We start from the raw sequence: 15,019 nt of genomic DNA, 5'->3' as shown, positions 1-15,019 counted from the left end.
CTCACCGCACCAGTAGCGCCACGCACTCGACGTGGTGCGTCAGCGGGAACGAGTCGAATACCCGGATCTGTTCGACGGTGTAGCCGCGGGCCCGGTACAGGCCGATGTCACGGGAGAAGGATGCGGCCTCGCAGCCGATGTGGATCACCCGCGGCACCCCGGCCTCGGCGAGCAGGTCGATGATCTCGCGTCCGGCGCCCGAGCGCGGGGGGTCAAGCACGGCGATATCGGCGCCCTTGCGCTGCGCGGTCAGCGCCCGGCGCACCGAATCGGTGAGCACCTCGACCCCGGGCAGGTCGGCCAGTGCGGCACGCGCCGCGCCGGAGGCCGCCCGTGAGGTGTCCACCGTCAGCACCCGGCCGCCGTCGCCCACCGCGTCGGCAAGCACCGCGGCGAACAAGCCAGCGCCGCCATATAGATCCCACGCCGTCGAACCCGCTATGCCTTGCGCCCAGCCGCCAACCAACGCGCTGTAGGTCGTCGCGGCGTCGCGGTGCGACTGCCAGAACCCGGTCACCGGCACCTGCCAGGCCCGGCCCCCCACGCGCTGCACCGACTCGAATTCACCCTCAGCGCGGTGACCGCGCCGCTGCTGCTTGTTGTTACACACCACATGCCGGGTGTCGTCGTCGTCGGCGACCACGTGGATCTGATCGCCGGGCTTCCAGCGCGGTCCGTCCAGACCGTCGATCAAGCCGTCGCGCAGCTGACCGCAGCGCAGGTCGGTGACCAGTTCGGCACTGTGGTAGCGGTGAAATCCCGCGTGGCCTGCGGCATCCACGGCCAGCCTCACCCGGGTGCGCCAGCCACGGGCTGCGCCGTCACCGAGTGGTTCGGCCACCCCCTCCCAGGCGAAGTCACCGAGGCGGGCCAGCTGATTGGCCACCACCTGACCCTTGAGAACACGAGCGGCCTCGGGCCTCGCGAAAGCCAGGTCGCAGCAGCCTGCCTTGCCGACACCGGCGATCTCGCACAAGGATTCCACCCGGTCCGGAGACGGTTCGTGGATCTCGATTGCCTCAGCGTGCCAATAGGATCCGCGGTCACCTGTCACCCGGGCCCGCACCACTTCGTTCGGCAAGGCGTAGCGCACGAACACGACACGCCCTTCATGGCGTGCCACGCAACTGCCCCCGTTGGCGGCCGCGCCGGTGGTGAGCACCAGCTCGACCGCATCCCCCTGCGTCACTGTTGATTCACTCCAGGAATCCTCGGCGCACATCGCCGGGTGCGTTCTGCGCCTCCAAATCATGCACCCGCTCCGACGAATTGAGTTGCCACGGAACCGAAGTCACCATCACGTTGGGCATGAACAGCAGCCGGCCCTTGAGCCGCAACGCACTCTGGTTGTGCAGCACCTGCTCCCACCAATGGCCGACGACGTACTCGGGGATGAACACCGTCACCACCGTGCGCGGGGCTTCCTTACTGATCCGCTTGACGTAGTCCAGCACCGGTCGGGTGACCTCACGGTACGGGGAGGCAACGACTTTCAGCGGGACAGTGATGTCACTGTCCGCCCATTTGTGCACCAGCTGACGGGTTTCGGAATCGTCAACGTTGACGGTGATGGCCTCCAGCACGTCGGGCCGGGTTGCCCTGGCGTAGGACAACGCCCGCAGCGTCGGCATGTGCAGCTTGGAGACCAGCACGACGGCGTGGTTGCGGCTGGGCAAGATCACCTCGCCCTGTTCGGCCTCCTGCTCGGCCAGCTCGCGCGCCACCGTGTCGTAATGCTTGCGGATCGCCTTCATCAACACGAAAAGGCTTGACATGGCCAGGATTGCTATCCAGGCACCGGCGACGAACTTGGTGACCAGGACGACGATCAGGACGGCACCGGTGGCGATGAAGCCGATGGTGTTGATCACCCGTGAGCGCATCATGTGCCGGCGCATCCGCGGGTCGGTCTCGGTACGCAGGTGCCGCGTCCAGTGCCGGACCATGCCGATCTGGCTCAGTGTGAACGATACGAACACACCCACGATGTAGAGCTGGATCAGCGCGGTGACTTCGGCGTTGAATGCGACCACGAACGCGATCGCGGCCGCCGCCAGGAACAAGATGCCGTTGGAGAAAGCCAGCCGGTCACCGCGGGTGTGCAGCTGGCGCGGCAGGTAGCGGTCCTGGGCCAGGATCGAGCCGAGCACCGGGAATCCGTTGAAGGCGGTGTTGGCAGCCAGTACCAGGATCAGCGCGGTCGCACCAGCGATCAGCCACAGACCCAAGGGGAAACCGGCGAACACCGTCTCGGCGAGCTGAGCCACCAGCGTCTTCTGGTGATAGTTGGCCGGCGCCCCACCGAGTTGCTCCTCCGGCCGTTCGGCGATCTTCACGCCGATCTTGGTCGCCAGCACGATGATGCCGATCAGCAGCGCGACCGCGATCGTCCCCAGCAGCAGCAGCGTGGTCGCGGCGTTCTTGGACTTGGGCTTGCGGAACGCCGGCACGCCATTGCTGATCGCCTCCACGCCGGTCAGCGCGGCACAGCCCGACGAAAACGCCCGCGCCACAAGGAAGACCATCGCGAAACCCATGACGTCGCCGTGCTCGGAGTGCATCGAGAACTTGGCCGACTCGGCCTGCAGATTGTCACCAAGCACGTAGATCTGGAAGAAGCCCCAGATCAGCATGATGAACATCCCGACGATGAAGGCATAGGTCGGAATCGCGAACGCGGTGCCCGACTCCCGGATACCGCGCAGGTTGGCCGCCGTCAGGAGCACGATGGCCACAACAGCGAACCACACTTTGTGCTGGGCGATGAACGGGACCGCCGACCCGATGTTCGACATCGCCGAGGCCATCGACACCGCGACCGTCAGCACGTAGTCGACCAATAGCGCGCTGGCCACCGTCAGGCCCGCTGTCGGCCCCAGATTGGTGGTCACCACCTCGTAATCGCCGCCGCCGGAGGGGTACGCGTGCACGTTCTGCCGGTAGGAGGCCACCACCACGAGCATGACCAGCGCGACCATGACGCCGATCCAGGGCGCCATCGCATAGGCCGACAGACCCGCCACCGAAAGCACCAGAAAGATTTCCTCGGGTGCGTAGGCCACCGATGACATGGCATCGGAGGCGAAGACCGGCAAGGCAATGCGCTTTGGCAGCAGCGTGTGCGCGAGCTTGTCGCTGCGGAACGGCTGCCCTAGGACCAGCCGACGGGCGGCGGTCGAAAGCTTAGACACGAGTGCCAAGAGTAGGCCCATGGCGGTTTGGCTGTAGCGTTCCCCGTACGGTCGGGTCGGCGCGCAGCGAAGTCGAGAGGACGCCAGGTGCGGGTAGTGGTGATGGGATGCGGCCGAGTAGGCGCCTCGCTGGCCGACGCGCTGTCCCGGATCGGCCATCAGGTGGCCGTCATCGACCGGGATGCGACGGCGTTTCACCGGCTGTCGCCGGACTTCTCCGGCGAGCGGGTGCTCGGTATGGGATTCGACCGAGAAGTGCTGCTGCGCGCGGGAATCGAAGGCGCCGACGCTTTCGCCGCGGTCTCCTCCGGCGATAACTCCAACATCATCTCCGCACGGCTGGCCCGCGAGACGTTCGGGGTACAGCGGGTCGTCGCGCGGATCTACGACGCCAAGCGGGCCGCGGTTTACGAGCGGCTCGGCATCCCCACGGTGGCGACGGTGCCCTGGACCACCGATCGGCTGCTCAACGCGCTCGTGCGCGACACCGAGACGGCCAAATGGCGTGATCCGACCGGCACGATGGCCGTTGCGGAAGCCACACTGCACGAAGGCTGGGTCGGGCATCGGCTGACCTCTCTGGAGGTAGCCACCGCCGCGCGGGTCGCCTTCGTGATCCGGTTCGGCACCGGCATCCTGCCCGAGCCCAAGACCGTCGTGCAGGCCGGCGACCAGGTCTACATCGCGGCGGTGTCGGGGCGCGCCGCCGAAGCGCTGGCGATCGCCGCGCTGCCACCCGGCCCGGACGTCGGAGAGGGGCACTGATGGGCGAGAAACGGCTCAAAGTGGCGATCGCCGGTGCGGGTGCGGTCGGCCGCTCGATCGCCCGCGAGCTGCTCGAGAGCGAGCATGAGGTGACGCTCATCGAGCGCAACGCCGAACATCTCGATGTCGACGCGATCCCGGCCGCCCACTGGTGCCTCGGTGACGCCTGCGAGATCAGCCTGCTGGAATCGGTTCACCTGCATGATTTCGACGTCGTCGTCGCCGCCACCGGTGATGACAAGGCGAATGTGGTGCTGTCGCTGCTGGCCAAGACCGAGTTCGCGGTGTCGCGGGTGGTGGCCCGGGTCAACGACCCCCGCAACGAGTGGCTGTTCGACGACTCCTGGGGCGTCGACGTCGCGGTGTCCACACCGCGGATGCTGGCCTCATTGGTGGAAGAGGCCGTCGCGGTGGGCGATCTCGTGCGGCTCATGCAGTTCCGCCAGGGTCATGCCAACCTTGTCGAGATCACCCTGCCTGACGACACCCCGTGGGGCGGGCGGCCGGTGCGCAAACTGATCCTGCCGCGCGATGCCACGCTGGTGACAATCCTGCGCGGCCCGAGGGTGATCGTGCCCGAAGCCGACGAACCGCTGGAAGGCGGTGACGAGCTGTTGTTCGTCGCGGCCCCTGAGGTGGAAGACGAACTGCGCACGACGGTGCTATCGGCCGCTACGGGCTAGTGTCGCCGGCCTGAGCCGCGTGGACCGCCTTCTGCGCGACGCGGATCGCCAGGTAGGTGACCAGCGCGGCCACGCCGGTCAACGGCCAGCCCATCGCGATGCGGGCCACCCCCAGCCAGCCGGTCTGGTCAAGGTCGTAGAGGTGACGCTGCACCACGAATCGGGAGGCGAACACCAGCACCCACGTGACCGTCGCGATATCGAAAGCAATGACGGCACGGCGGCTGCTGCGCCAGCTGCGGTCATGGCTTTGAATCCAGCTCCAGGCGTAACCCACGATGGGCCGGCGGATCAGCACGGACACCGCGAAGACCGCCGCCCAGATCAGCGACGTCCAGATGCCCAGCAGGAAGTAGCCTTTCGACGCCCCGACCAGCCAGGCGATCAGCGCACTGATCCCGACGCCGATGAAACCGGAGATCGCGGGCTGTACGGAGTCGCGGCGGATCAGGCGCCACACCAGGATCAGGGCGGCGACGCCCAGTGCCGCAGAGATCGCGGGCACCAGACCCCACGCGGTGTTCACCGGAACCAGCACGGCGACCGGCAGGGCCGAATAGATCAGTCCGCTGACCCCACCCATCTGAGCCAGCAGCGCCTGGGCCGGGGTCTTCTCGGCAGGCGTCGGCTCGAGGGCGTCCGGCTCTAGGGAATCCGGGGAGCGATCGCTATCTTCGACGGGAAGGCTCAAGTCTGAATCTCGTAATGCGGGTTGTAGATGGCCTTGGTGCCGCCCTCCAGCGTGCCCAGCCGACCGCGCACACGCAGGGCGCGACCCGATTCGATGCCCGGGATGCGGCGCTGCCCCAGCCATACCAGCGTCACGGTGTCGGTGCCGTCGAACAGCTCGGCGCGCACTCCACCGGCGCAGCCTTTGGCGTTCATGTCCACACTGCGCAGGGTGCCCACCATGGTGACCTCTTGGCCGCGCTGACAATCGATGGCTCGCTGCGCGCCGGTCTGGGCGGCCTCATCGGTGAGTTCTTCGACATCGCGCTGCTCAGGATTCTCCGTCAAGCGACGGGTGAGACGGCGGACAAAACTTTCGGCCGTAGCCATGGCCTCTCCTGATGCTCCAGCGGATCACAATGCCAACGCAACGGTAGACCTGTTGGTTCCGCGGCGCCATCGCGCGTGGCCGCGGGTCCATGCGGCATACCCGCGGCGACCATTGCCAATCCGTCACGGGCAGGATCATGAGATGACCATCACACTCCGCGGCGCCACAGCGGTGCTTCTGGCCGGGACGGGTTCCGACGACGACTACGTCTACCGGGCCTTCGCTGGGCCGCTGCACGGGGTCGGTGCGTTGGTGACGACGCCGCCGCCGCAGCCGGCCCGGCTGGTCGCCGGCTACCTCGACGCGCTCGATAACGCCGCTCGTCAGGGGCCGATCATCGTCGGCGGGGTGTCCATCGGAGCCGCGGTGACGCTCGCGTGGGCGTTGGCGCACCCGAGCCACGTGGTCGGGGTGCTGGCCGCGCTGCCGGCCTGGACCGGCGCCGCCCCGTCGGCGCCCGCCGCGTTATCGGCCCGGCACACCGCCCACCAGTTGCGCACCGTGGGTTTGGTCGCCACCACGGCGCAGATGCGGGCGTCCAGTCCGGCCTGGCTGGCCGACGAGCTCACCCGCAGCTGGCTGGGCCAGTGGCCCGAATTGCCCGACGCGATGGAAGAAGCCGCCGGCTATATCGCGCCGAGCGTCGCCGAATTGGAACGGCTGAGCGCGCCGATGGGCGTGGTGGGCGCATCCGACGACCCGATCCATCCCCTTGAGGTGGCGCTGGAATGGGCGTCGGCAGCGCCGCGCGCCGCGCTGCGGACGGTCAGCCTGGATGATTTCGGTCCCGAGCCGTCCGTGCTGGGCGCGGCGTGTTTGGCGGCACTGGAAGACGCGGCAGGCTCAGCCGGGACGAGCTAGCCGCCCGTGCTGGTGCTGCGCAGCTGCTGCATGGCCGATCCCGACGCGCTGCGCCGCTCGCTCGGCGGCTGGCTCTGCGCCTGCTGCTCCTGCACCAGCGCCTGCTGGGCGGCCGCCATCTGAGCCTGCTGAGCGGCGGCCTGACGCAACTGCTCGAGCATCGGCTCGGGCAGGTTGACCGGCAGCGGGGTACGCACCGGCAACGGGGTCTCACCTCGCCGGACGACGGTGTCGGCCAACGCTTCTCGTGCTTCGGCGACCAGGTTCGACATGGCTTCGGGGGCGCCGTTGACCACGCAGCGGATCATCCAGCGGTAGCCGTCGACCCCAATGAACCGCACTACGCCCGCACCGGTGCCCACCACCTCACGGCCCCAGGGACCGGTCTCGATGGACACCTGGGCGTTGTCCTTGCGCAGGGAGTCGGCCAGCTCCTTGGCCACTTCGCGCCACAGGCCGGGCGACTTCGGCGCCGCGTAGGCGGCGATGGTGAACCGGCCGTTGGACGTGACCACCCACACCGCGCTCGGCACGCCCTGCTCGTTCAGCTCCACCTGAATCTGGCCACCCGCCGGCATCGGGACCAGCACCGAACCGAGGTCGAGCCGTGCTTCCGCGGCGTGGTCGGGGTTGTCGAAATCCTCGACATCGAATGGCCCGCCCTCGAAGTCGCCGTCGACGTCATCGTCGGGCTCGTCGGCCGCGGCCGCCTCGGTGATCTCCGTGGCGTCAGCGCCGTCTTCGGGCTTGTCCTCCGCCTTGACCTGAGGTTCGTTCTTACGTCTGCCGAATGCCATCACAAACTCGCATGTCCGCCGGAGGATCCGTGGCCGCCCTCGCCACGAGTGGTGTCAGCCAGTCCGGCCTCGTCGAACGAGGCCACCTCGACCAGCTCTGGAAGTTCGACCCGCTGGACCAGCAATTGGGCAATGCGGTCACCGCGCCGGATGGTGATCGGCGTAACGGGGTCGAGGTTGATCACGGAAATCTTGACTTCGCCGCGATAGCCGGCGTCGATCGTGCCGGGGCTGTTTACAATCGAAAGTCCTACGCGCGCAGCCAAACCGGAGCGCGGATGGACCAGACCGACCATGCCGTGCGGGATCGCCACGGCGATCCCGGTGCGCACCAGAGCACGATGACCGGGCGCGAGGTCGATGTCTTCGGCACTAAACAAATCCGCGCCCGCGTCGCCATCGTGGGCGCGACTGGGCATCGGGAGATCGCGGTCGAGGCGAACCACCGCGAGACTGATTGGCACGATGGCACAGACTACCCTTGGCCCCGTGTCTGGTTCGCGTGTGACCTCGCAAACCGTGCGGTACCGCGAGCGGCTATGGGTGCCGTGGTGGTGGTGGCCGCTCGCTCTAGCGGTGGCGGCGTTGATCGCCAAGGAAGTCACCATGGGTGTGCGCACCCTGCCCATCTGGCTGCCCTACACGCTGCTCGGCGCGGTCGCGGCGGGTGTGCTGCTGTGGCTGAGCCGTACCGAGGTGCGCGTCGTCACCGATGGCGCCGAGACGCAGCTGTGGGCAGGTCAAGCCCATCTGCCGACATCGGTGGTGTCCCGCTCGGCCAAGATCCCGCGAACGGCGAAGTCAGCGGCTCTAGGCCGCCAGCTCGATCCGGCCGCCTACGTGCTGCATCGTGGCTGGGTCGGGCCATTGGTCTTGGTTGTGCTCGACGATCCCGACGATCCGACGCCGTACTGGCTGGTCAGCGCCCGACACCCAGATCGGGTGCTTTCAGCGTTGCGAAGCTGACGTGCGCCGTCAGGCCGCGCAGTCGGTACAGATCAGCACGCCGTTCTTATCGCTGGCCAGCCGGCTGCGGTGATGCACCAGGAAACAGCTCGAGCAGGTGAACTCGTCGGCCTGCTTGGGAACCACTCGTACCGAGAGCTCTTCGCCAGACAGATCCGCGCCGGGCAGCTCGAAATTCTCCGCGGAATCGGTTTCGTCGACATCGACAACCGCCGACTGCGCCTCATTGCGGCGAGCCTTCAGCTCCTCGAGCGAGTCCTCGGACAGCTCATCGGTCTCAGTGCGCCGTGGCGCGTCGTAATCGGTAGCCATCGTTGTGCCCTCCAAACCTCAGCATGGCTTTGTATCAGCGTCGAACGGATCCGCCAAACGATTCGTGCCAAGATCGGCCATATTTGGGTGTGATTTACATCACATAGATTGATCTGAATCGACGGGCGTGTTCGGCCGGCACCCATCAGGTGCCTCTAGAGTGCATCCGTGGTCGCTCACATCACCGAGGGCACGGCCTTCGACAAGAACGGTCGTCCGTTCCGTCGGCGCAACTACCTGCCCGGCATCATCGCCCTTGGTGTCATGTTCGCCATTACCGCGGTGGTGTGGGCTTTTGTGCTGACCCGCCCGGTCGATGTGCGGGAGGCAGCGGCCTGCAACCCGCCCCCGCCCGCGGCCGATCCGGGTGCCCCCACACTCGGCCAGCAGGTGTCGCACGCCTCGATGCTCGATGTCTCCCCGGCCAAGCTCGTCGACACCAAGATCAGGGTGCTCAACGCCAGCGGCCAGAGCGGGCAGGCCGGTGAGGTAGCCGGCGCTCTGCGGGACGTCGGCTTCGCCCAGCCCACCGCGGCCAACGACCCGATCTACGCCAGCACGCGGCTGACCTGCCAGGGGCAGATCCGCTTCGGTTCCAGCGGCCGGGCCGCCGCGGCCGCGGTGTGGCTGGTGGCGCCCTGCGTCGAACTCTTCCAGGACGACCGCAAGGACGACTCGGTCGACCTATCGATCGGCACCGACTTCACCACCCTGGCGCACAGCGACGATATCGACGCCGTCCTGGCCGGCCTGCGCCCGGACGCCACCGCACCCGCCGACTCGGCGCTGATCAGCAAGATCCACAACGGCACCTGCTGAGTCGACTACCGCTGGGCCAGCTATCCGAGGGGGCGCAGTCCCCCGGCCCGGTCCAGGGCGTCGATGAGTGCGGCCGCGATGCCCGGCGCGGCGGCCACCGCCAAGCCGCCCTCGTCCTCGACGGGCGGCAGCACCGCTACCGCACCCGCCTCGGCAGCGATCAGCGCACCCGCCGCCCAGTCCCAGACGTGCAGGCCGTGCTCGTAGTGGGCGTCGAGGCGGCCCGCGGCGACCAGACACAGGTCCAGGGCGGCCGACCCGATCCGCCGCACGTCACGCACCTGCGGCAGCAACTGGGCCAGCAACGCCGCCTGTTTGGCGCGCCGATCTGCCGCGTAGCCGAATCCGGTGCCCACCAACGCCATCGATAACTCGGTCACCGTGCTGCAGCGCAGCGTCCGGCGCTGGGCGCCGCTGAGCACGTGAGCGCCGTGACCGGCCGCCGCCGAATAGACCTCGCCACTGACCACATCGGCGACCGCACCCGCCACCGACGCGCCGTCGATCTGTGCGGCGATCGAAATCCCGTACGCCGGAATGCCATAGACGAAGTTGACCGTTCCGTCGATCGGGTCGAGCACCCAGCAGACCGAGCCGTCGGCGGTGGGCGCCGGCCCGCCGCCTTCCTCGCCGAGGATCGCGTCGGCCGGCCGCAGCGCGCCCAGTCGATCTCGCAGCAGCAGTTCGGTTTCGGTGTCGACGATCGTCACCGGGTCGGTCGGCGTGCTCTTGGTTTGGACCAACCCAGCGTGGGCCGACGCCGGGATCATGTCCTCTCCGTCGCCGAGAAGCTCCGCCCGGCGCCTGCGGACGAAGGCGCCGGCTTCGGCGGCCAACTGCTCGGCCACCACCCGCAATTGCTCAGGCCGGCTGTCGGTCACCGGACTATCGCAGCACAGACCGGCGCGCAGCCACTAGTGTGGGCAATCGCGCGAACCCCCCGCCTCGCCGAGGAGCAGCCCATGCCCAAGACCGAATCCCCCACCCCTGGACAGAATTGCGGCTTTGGCGTCGATGTCGGTGGCAGCGGAGTCAAGGGCGGCGTCGTCGATCTCGATACCGGCCAACTCATCGGCGAGCGCTTCAAGGTGCCCACCCCACAACCGTCCACCCCGGAAGCGGTGGCCGCGACGATCGCCGAGGTGGTCCGCCACTTCGACTGGACCGGCCCGCTCGGCGTCACCTACCCCGGGGTGGTGGTCAACGGCGTGGTGCAGACCGCGGCCAATGTCGACAAAGGCTGGATCGGCACCAACGCCGCCGAGGTCATCAGCGGCGCGCTGGGCGGTCAGCGTGTCACCGTCCTCAACGATGCCGACGCCGCCGGCCTGGCCGAGCAGCGTCACGGCGCCGGACGCAATAAGGACGGCGTCATCGTGCTGCTCACCTTCGGCACCGGAATTGGCTCGGCCGTGATTCACAACGGTCAGCTGCTGCCCAACACCGAGTTCGGCCACCTGGAGGTGGGCGGCAAAGAGGCCGAGCACCGCGCTGCCTCCTCGGCGAAGGAACGCAAGGACTGGAGCTACGAACGCTGGACCGAGGAAGTCACAAAAGTACTGGTCAGCATCGAGAATGCGATCTGGCCTGATCTGTTCATCGCCGGCGGCGGTATCAGCCGCAAGGCCGACAAGTGGATCCCGCTACTGAAGAATCGGACTCCGGTGGTGGCCGCGGAACTCCTGAACGAGGCGGGCATCGTGGGCGCAGCAATGGCCGCCCACGCTGACGCCACACGCTGATTTTCGCCGCTCGGCGCGGTAGCGGCTCTCAACTGTCGTTACAATGGTCGACGGCGGCCGCCTACCGGATAGCGGCGAGAATCCGCAACCGAGATCCACGCCAACAGTCCTCATAGCCGACGCTTTCGGTGGAGCCCCGCGCCCACCGCGAGCCAGCACGACCGAAAGGGTGTACGTGGCAGCGACCAAAGCAAGCCCGGCAACCGACGAGCCGGTGAAGCGCACCGCCACCAAGACTCCCGCAAAGAAGCCTGCAGCCAAGGCCGCCAACGGTCCCGCGCCCACCAAGCGCGTCACCAAGGCCGCGCCGCGCGCGGCCGCTGCGGGAGCCGACGACTCCGAGATCATCGGCGGCGCGGACGCCCCCGCCAAGGCCCGCGCCACCAAGGCTCCTGCGAAGAAGGTGCCGGCCGCTGTCGGTCGCGCCAAGAAGGAGACCGCGGCCGACGGCAGTGCCGAGGCTGGCACCGATGAGGATGTCGACACCGATCTCGACGGCGAACCCGAAATCGACGTCGTCGAAGACGACCTGGAGCTCGACGATCTCGAAGTAGTCGTCGACGACACCGAGGACACCGAGGAAGCTGCCGACGAGGACGGCGAGGAAGCGACCGCCGCCCCGAAGAAGGCCCCCGCCACCGCAGGCGAAGACGAGGACATCTCCGAGCCGTCCGAAAAGGACAAGGCCTCCGGCGACTTCGTCTGGGACGAAGAGGAGTCCGAGGCGCTGCGGCAGGCCCGCAAAGACGCCGAGCTGACCGCATCGGCCGACTCGGTTCGCGCCTACCTCAAGCAGATCGGCAAGGTCGCGCTGCTCAACGCCGAGGAGGAGGTCGAGCTCGCCAAGCGGATCGAAGCCGGCCTCTACGCCACGCAGCTGATGGCCGAGAAGACCGACAAGGGCGAGAAGCTGCCCGTGCAGCAACGCCGCGATATGCAGTGGATTTGCCGCGACGGCGATCGTGCGAAAAACCATCTGCTGGAAGCGAACCTGCGTCTAGTGGTGTCGCTGGCCAAGCGCTACACCGGCCGCGGCATGGCGTTCCTGGATCTGATCCAGGAGGGCAACCTCGGTCTGATCCGCGCGGTGGAGAAGTTCGACTACACCAAGGGCTACAAGTTCTCCACGTACGCCACCTGGTGGATTCGTCAGGCGATCACCCGGGCCATGGCCGACCAGGCCCGCACCATCCGTATCCCGGTGCACATGGTCGAGGTCATCAACAAGCTCGGTCGTATCCAGCGTGAGCTGCTTCAGGATCTGGGCCGCGAGCCCACCCCCGAAGAGCTGGCCAAGGAAATGGACATCACGCCAGAGAAGGTGCTGGAGATCCAGCAGTACGCGCGTGAGCCGATCTCGCTGGACCAGACCATCGGCGACGAGGGCGACAGCCAGCTGGGCGATTTCATCGAGGACTCCGAGGCTGTGGTGGCCGTGGACGCGGTGAGCTTCACCCTGCTACAGGATCAACTGCAGTCGGTGCTCGAGACGCTGTCTGAGCGTGAAGCCGGCGTGGTCCGGCTGCGGTTCGGCCTGACCGATGGTCAGCCCCGCACGCTCGACGAGATCGGTCAGGTCTACGGGGTCACCCGTGAGCGGATCCGTCAGATCGAGAGCAAGACCATGAGCAAGCTGCGCCACCCCAGCCGTTCCCAGGTGCTGCGCGACTACCTGGACTGAGCGACACTCCGGTTAACGGTCCTGACCTGCATGTTTGCTGGTCAGTCCAGAAATAGTAGACACGCACAGCGCTCTAAGTCAAGATATTCGGCATGGCGCGCCGTGTTTCTGCACCCCTCGATCTTGCCGTCCTGCTGCCCTCCTGGGAGCTTGCGCTGCGTTCTGAACGCAAGTCACCGGCCACGGTCAAGGTCTACGGCGACGCGGTCCGGGCGTTCCTAAGGTGGTGCACCGAGCACGACCACTCCCCTGCGCTGGACCGCGAACTGATGAAGGCGTTCGTGGCCGATCTCCTCGACGCCGGTGCCGAGGCGGCCACTGCCCGCTCGCGCCAGTTGGGCATGCGCCGGTTCTCGGCGTGGCTCGAGGAGGAAGGCGAGATCGCCGAGGATCCACTGCTCGGACTCAAGGCGCCCAAGCTCGACGCCAAGGTGACCGAATCGCTGTCCGAAGACGAGCTACGCAGGCTGATCAAGGCATGCGGCGGCAAGGAGTTCCGGGACCGCCGCGACGATGCGATCGTGCGACTGATGACAGAGACAGGGATGCGCGCCGGTGAAGTCGTCGGGCTCACCGTCGATGACGTCGACCTGACCCGTGGGCTAGTCACCGTGCGCCGCGGCAAGGGCGGTAAGGGCCGGGTGGCGCCGTTCGGCCCGCAGACCGGGGTCGCGATCGACCGCTACGTCCGGATGCGCCGCAGCCACCTGCTCGCCGATACCGCGCCGCTGTGGCTCGGTGACCGCGGCAAGGGATTCAACTACGACGGCCTGCACAAGTCGCTGAAATACCGTGCCGAGCTGGCCGGGCTGAAAAACTTCCATCCGCACCTACTGCGCCACACGGCGGCATCGCGCTGGCTGGCCGCCGGCGGATCTGAGGGCGGCCTGATGGCAGTAGCCGGCTGGTCGACCCGCGACATGATCGACCGCTACACACGGTCGACTGCATCCGACCGCGCTGCGGCCGAGGCACGCGGGCTCGGGTTGGGAGACCTGTGAGCGGCGGCGTCGGCCCGTTCGAGGGCATGCAGGACGAGAAAACTGGCGAGATCACCGTGTTCTGCGATGCGCAGTCGCACCAGCTGTGGGAGCTGGTGTTGTCACGGCGCGGCGACGGACCGTGGATGCCTGACCCCTTCGAGTCAATCGGCGAGGACCATATCAGGACCACGCGCCGCGGCGGAGGTATCGAGTTCATCGACGCGGCCGGCCAGGTGGTCCGGTTCTGGGATTCCGGCCGCGGCATCAATGATCGCGCAGGGATGGCTCGAATTATCGCCGAGGTCGACCGCGCCCGAAAGATGGCCGGAATGGATGCTGAGGCTTTTCTTCCGCTCGGTCGGCGATACCAGCTGCGCTGTCCGCTCTGTTCCGACACGGTTCGACGCGCGGAGCCCAAGCTCCGCGAACACCTGAATCATCTTTGGGAACAAGACATTACGAGAATTTCGCTGAACGGCCTGCGGGAGCTCGACAGGCTGTTGTGAGTTCAGCTGCATAGCGTTGGTGTACGCTATGCAGCTAGCGAGCCGGATGTCCCTCCGGCCGGAGCCTCCGAAGAAGGTGTGGTCAATCACGCCTGAAAGCCGGAGGCATTTTCATGCCAGATACCCACGAACGGTCTCTGCGCGCGCAGATCGCCGCTCACGAATCTTGGGCAAAAACCGAAAACCGTTCCGCGCGAACCGCACCCGCACGAAAAGCTCTGCTCGACAAGTTTGAACGGCAAGTCGACCCCCATGGCACGCTCACCCCCGCCGAACGCGCCACCAGAGCCGAGCACGCGCGTAAGGCCTATTTCAAGCGGCTCGCGCTCAAGTCCGCCCAGGCTCGCCGCAACCGCAAGGGCGGTGCCGCGTGACATACGAACGAGGAAGCCGCCCCACGGGCAGCGAGGCGGCTTCATCAGAATCCACGGCAGCGGATACCCCACAGCATAGCGGCGTCGCAGCCTGGAAACGCCGCCACGACACCTCTTGCCGCCTGGTGCCGCTCGACTGCGGGTGCCCCGATCCTTGGCCCTGCACCTGCACCGAACCGCCCCTGTCGGACAAGACGATCGACGGCGGTCGGGATGCTGCGCTGCATGTCCTGGAATCCGGACGGATTCCCTTACTTGAAGCTGAAGTGCTGCAATCAC

General features: G+C 67.3%; 18 protein-coding genes. 10 read left to right on the top strand and 8 right to left on the bottom strand.

Going from position 1 to position 15,019, the window contains the following annotated elements:
- Window position 1 precedes the first annotated feature (1 nt).
- Window positions 2–1,222 (bottom strand): class I SAM-dependent RNA methyltransferase, encoded by a 1,221-nt coding sequence (locus tag G6N13_RS16550; protein WP_163698699.1) that lies wholly within the window; start codon window positions 1,220–1,222, stop codon window positions 2–4.
- A complete protein-coding gene (locus G6N13_RS16545) occupies window positions 1,197–3,200 on the bottom strand; it encodes an APC family permease (protein WP_179964996.1) in 2,004 nt (667 codons plus the stop codon). Before G6N13_RS16545 ends, G6N13_RS16550 begins: the two co-directional genes overlap by 26 nt.
- 78 nt (window positions 3,201–3,278) lie before the next feature.
- Between G6N13_RS16545 and G6N13_RS16540 the strand changes: the two genes are divergently transcribed.
- Window positions 3,279–3,956 (top strand): potassium channel family protein, encoded by a 678-nt coding sequence (locus G6N13_RS16540; protein ID WP_163698695.1) that lies wholly within the window; start codon window positions 3,279–3,281, stop codon window positions 3,954–3,956.
- Window positions 3,956–4,639 carry a potassium channel family protein gene (locus tag G6N13_RS16535; protein ID WP_163698693.1) on the top strand — a complete coding sequence of 228 codons (684 nt, stop codon included), beginning with the start codon at window positions 3,956–3,958 and terminating at the stop codon, window positions 4,637–4,639. Before G6N13_RS16540 ends, G6N13_RS16535 begins: the two co-directional genes overlap by 1 nt.
- Here G6N13_RS16535 and G6N13_RS16530 read toward each other — a convergent pair.
- Both G6N13_RS16530 and G6N13_RS16525 read right to left on the bottom strand, forming a co-directional pair.
- A complete protein-coding gene (locus G6N13_RS16530; RefSeq protein WP_163698691.1) occupies window positions 4,629–5,330 on the bottom strand; it encodes a DUF3159 domain-containing protein in 702 nt (233 codons plus the stop codon). The genes G6N13_RS16535 and G6N13_RS16530 overlap by 11 nt on opposite strands.
- A complete protein-coding gene (locus tag G6N13_RS16525) occupies window positions 5,327–5,698 on the bottom strand; it encodes an OB-fold nucleic acid binding domain-containing protein (protein ID WP_163698689.1) in 372 nt (123 codons plus the stop codon). The genes G6N13_RS16530 and G6N13_RS16525 overlap by 4 nt, the downstream gene beginning before the upstream one ends.
- 142 nt (window positions 5,699–5,840) lie before the next feature.
- On the opposite strand from G6N13_RS16525, the gene G6N13_RS16520 reads away from it, so the two are divergent.
- A complete protein-coding gene (locus G6N13_RS16520; RefSeq protein ID WP_163698687.1) occupies window positions 5,841–6,560 on the top strand; it encodes an alpha/beta fold hydrolase in 720 nt (239 codons plus the stop codon).
- On the opposite strand, the gene G6N13_RS16515 is transcribed toward G6N13_RS16520, so the two are convergent.
- Together G6N13_RS16515 and dut are read right to left on the bottom strand one after the other, a co-directional pair.
- Complete coding sequence (locus G6N13_RS16515; protein ID WP_163698685.1) at window positions 6,557–7,357, bottom strand: DUF3710 domain-containing protein; 801 nt, start codon at window positions 7,355–7,357, stop codon at window positions 6,557–6,559. The two genes, G6N13_RS16520 and G6N13_RS16515, sit on opposite strands and share 4 nt — an antisense overlap.
- A complete protein-coding gene (dut, locus tag G6N13_RS16510) occupies window positions 7,357–7,821 on the bottom strand; it encodes a dUTP diphosphatase (protein WP_163698682.1) in 465 nt (154 codons plus the stop codon). Before dut ends, G6N13_RS16515 begins: the two co-directional genes overlap by 1 nt.
- 25 nt (window positions 7,822–7,846) lie before the next feature.
- Between dut and G6N13_RS16505 the strand changes: the two genes are divergently transcribed.
- On the top strand, window positions 7,847–8,323 hold the full coding sequence (locus G6N13_RS16505) for a DUF3093 domain-containing protein (RefSeq protein ID WP_170310454.1): 477 nt from the start codon (window positions 7,847–7,849) through the stop codon (window positions 8,321–8,323).
- Window positions 8,324–8,332: 9 nt separating this feature from the next.
- Here the strand turns inward: G6N13_RS16505 and G6N13_RS16500 are convergent, their stop codons facing one another.
- Entirely contained in the window at window positions 8,333–8,635 is a 303-nt protein-coding gene (locus tag G6N13_RS16500) for a DUF4193 domain-containing protein (RefSeq protein WP_163698678.1), read from the bottom strand.
- Between the two features lie 168 nt (window positions 8,636–8,803).
- Between G6N13_RS16500 and cei the strand changes: the two genes are divergently transcribed.
- Window positions 8,804–9,454, top strand: coding sequence for an envelope integrity protein Cei (gene cei, locus G6N13_RS16495; protein ID WP_163698675.1), 651 nt, complete (start codon window positions 8,804–8,806; stop codon window positions 9,452–9,454).
- Window positions 9,455–9,474: 20 nt separating this feature from the next.
- Here cei and G6N13_RS16490 read toward each other — a convergent pair whose 3' ends face one another.
- Window positions 9,475–10,335, bottom strand: a complete 861-nt coding sequence (locus tag G6N13_RS16490; protein ID WP_163698673.1) for an inositol monophosphatase family protein — start codon at window positions 10,333–10,335, stop codon at window positions 9,475–9,477.
- Between the two features lie 81 nt (window positions 10,336–10,416).
- On the opposite strand from G6N13_RS16490, the gene ppgK reads away from it, so the two are divergent.
- From ppgK to G6N13_RS16465, 5 genes are all read left to right on the top strand, one after another.
- The gene (gene ppgK / locus G6N13_RS16485) at window positions 10,417–11,196 is read left to right on the top strand and encodes a polyphosphate--glucose phosphotransferase (protein ID WP_163698671.1); all 780 of its coding nucleotides are present in this window, start codon (window positions 10,417–10,419) and stop codon (window positions 11,194–11,196) included.
- Between the two features lie 169 nt (window positions 11,197–11,365).
- Entirely contained in the window at window positions 11,366–12,877 is a 1,512-nt protein-coding gene (locus G6N13_RS16480) for an RNA polymerase sigma factor (protein ID WP_407663742.1), read from the top strand.
- A gap of 92 nt (window positions 12,878–12,969) precedes the next feature.
- Window positions 12,970–13,878, top strand: a complete 909-nt coding sequence (locus G6N13_RS16475) for a tyrosine-type recombinase/integrase (protein ID WP_163698667.1) — start codon at window positions 12,970–12,972, stop codon at window positions 13,876–13,878.
- A complete protein-coding gene (locus tag G6N13_RS16470; RefSeq protein ID WP_163698665.1) occupies window positions 13,875–14,366 on the top strand; it encodes a hypothetical protein in 492 nt (163 codons plus the stop codon). The genes G6N13_RS16475 and G6N13_RS16470 overlap by 4 nt, the downstream gene beginning before the upstream one ends.
- Before the next feature lie 113 nt (window positions 14,367–14,479).
- Window positions 14,480–14,740, top strand: a complete 261-nt coding sequence (locus G6N13_RS16465; RefSeq protein WP_235677790.1) for a hypothetical protein — start codon at window positions 14,480–14,482, stop codon at window positions 14,738–14,740.
- Window positions 14,741–15,019 lie beyond the last annotated feature (279 nt).

This window comes from Mycolicibacterium sarraceniae, assembly GCF_010731875.1.
GTDB lineage: Bacteria > Actinomycetota > Actinomycetes > Mycobacteriales > Mycobacteriaceae > Mycobacterium > Mycobacterium sarraceniae.
Note: the sequence above shows the minus strand (reverse complement) of the source record. Positions and strands in the feature narration are given on the sequence as shown.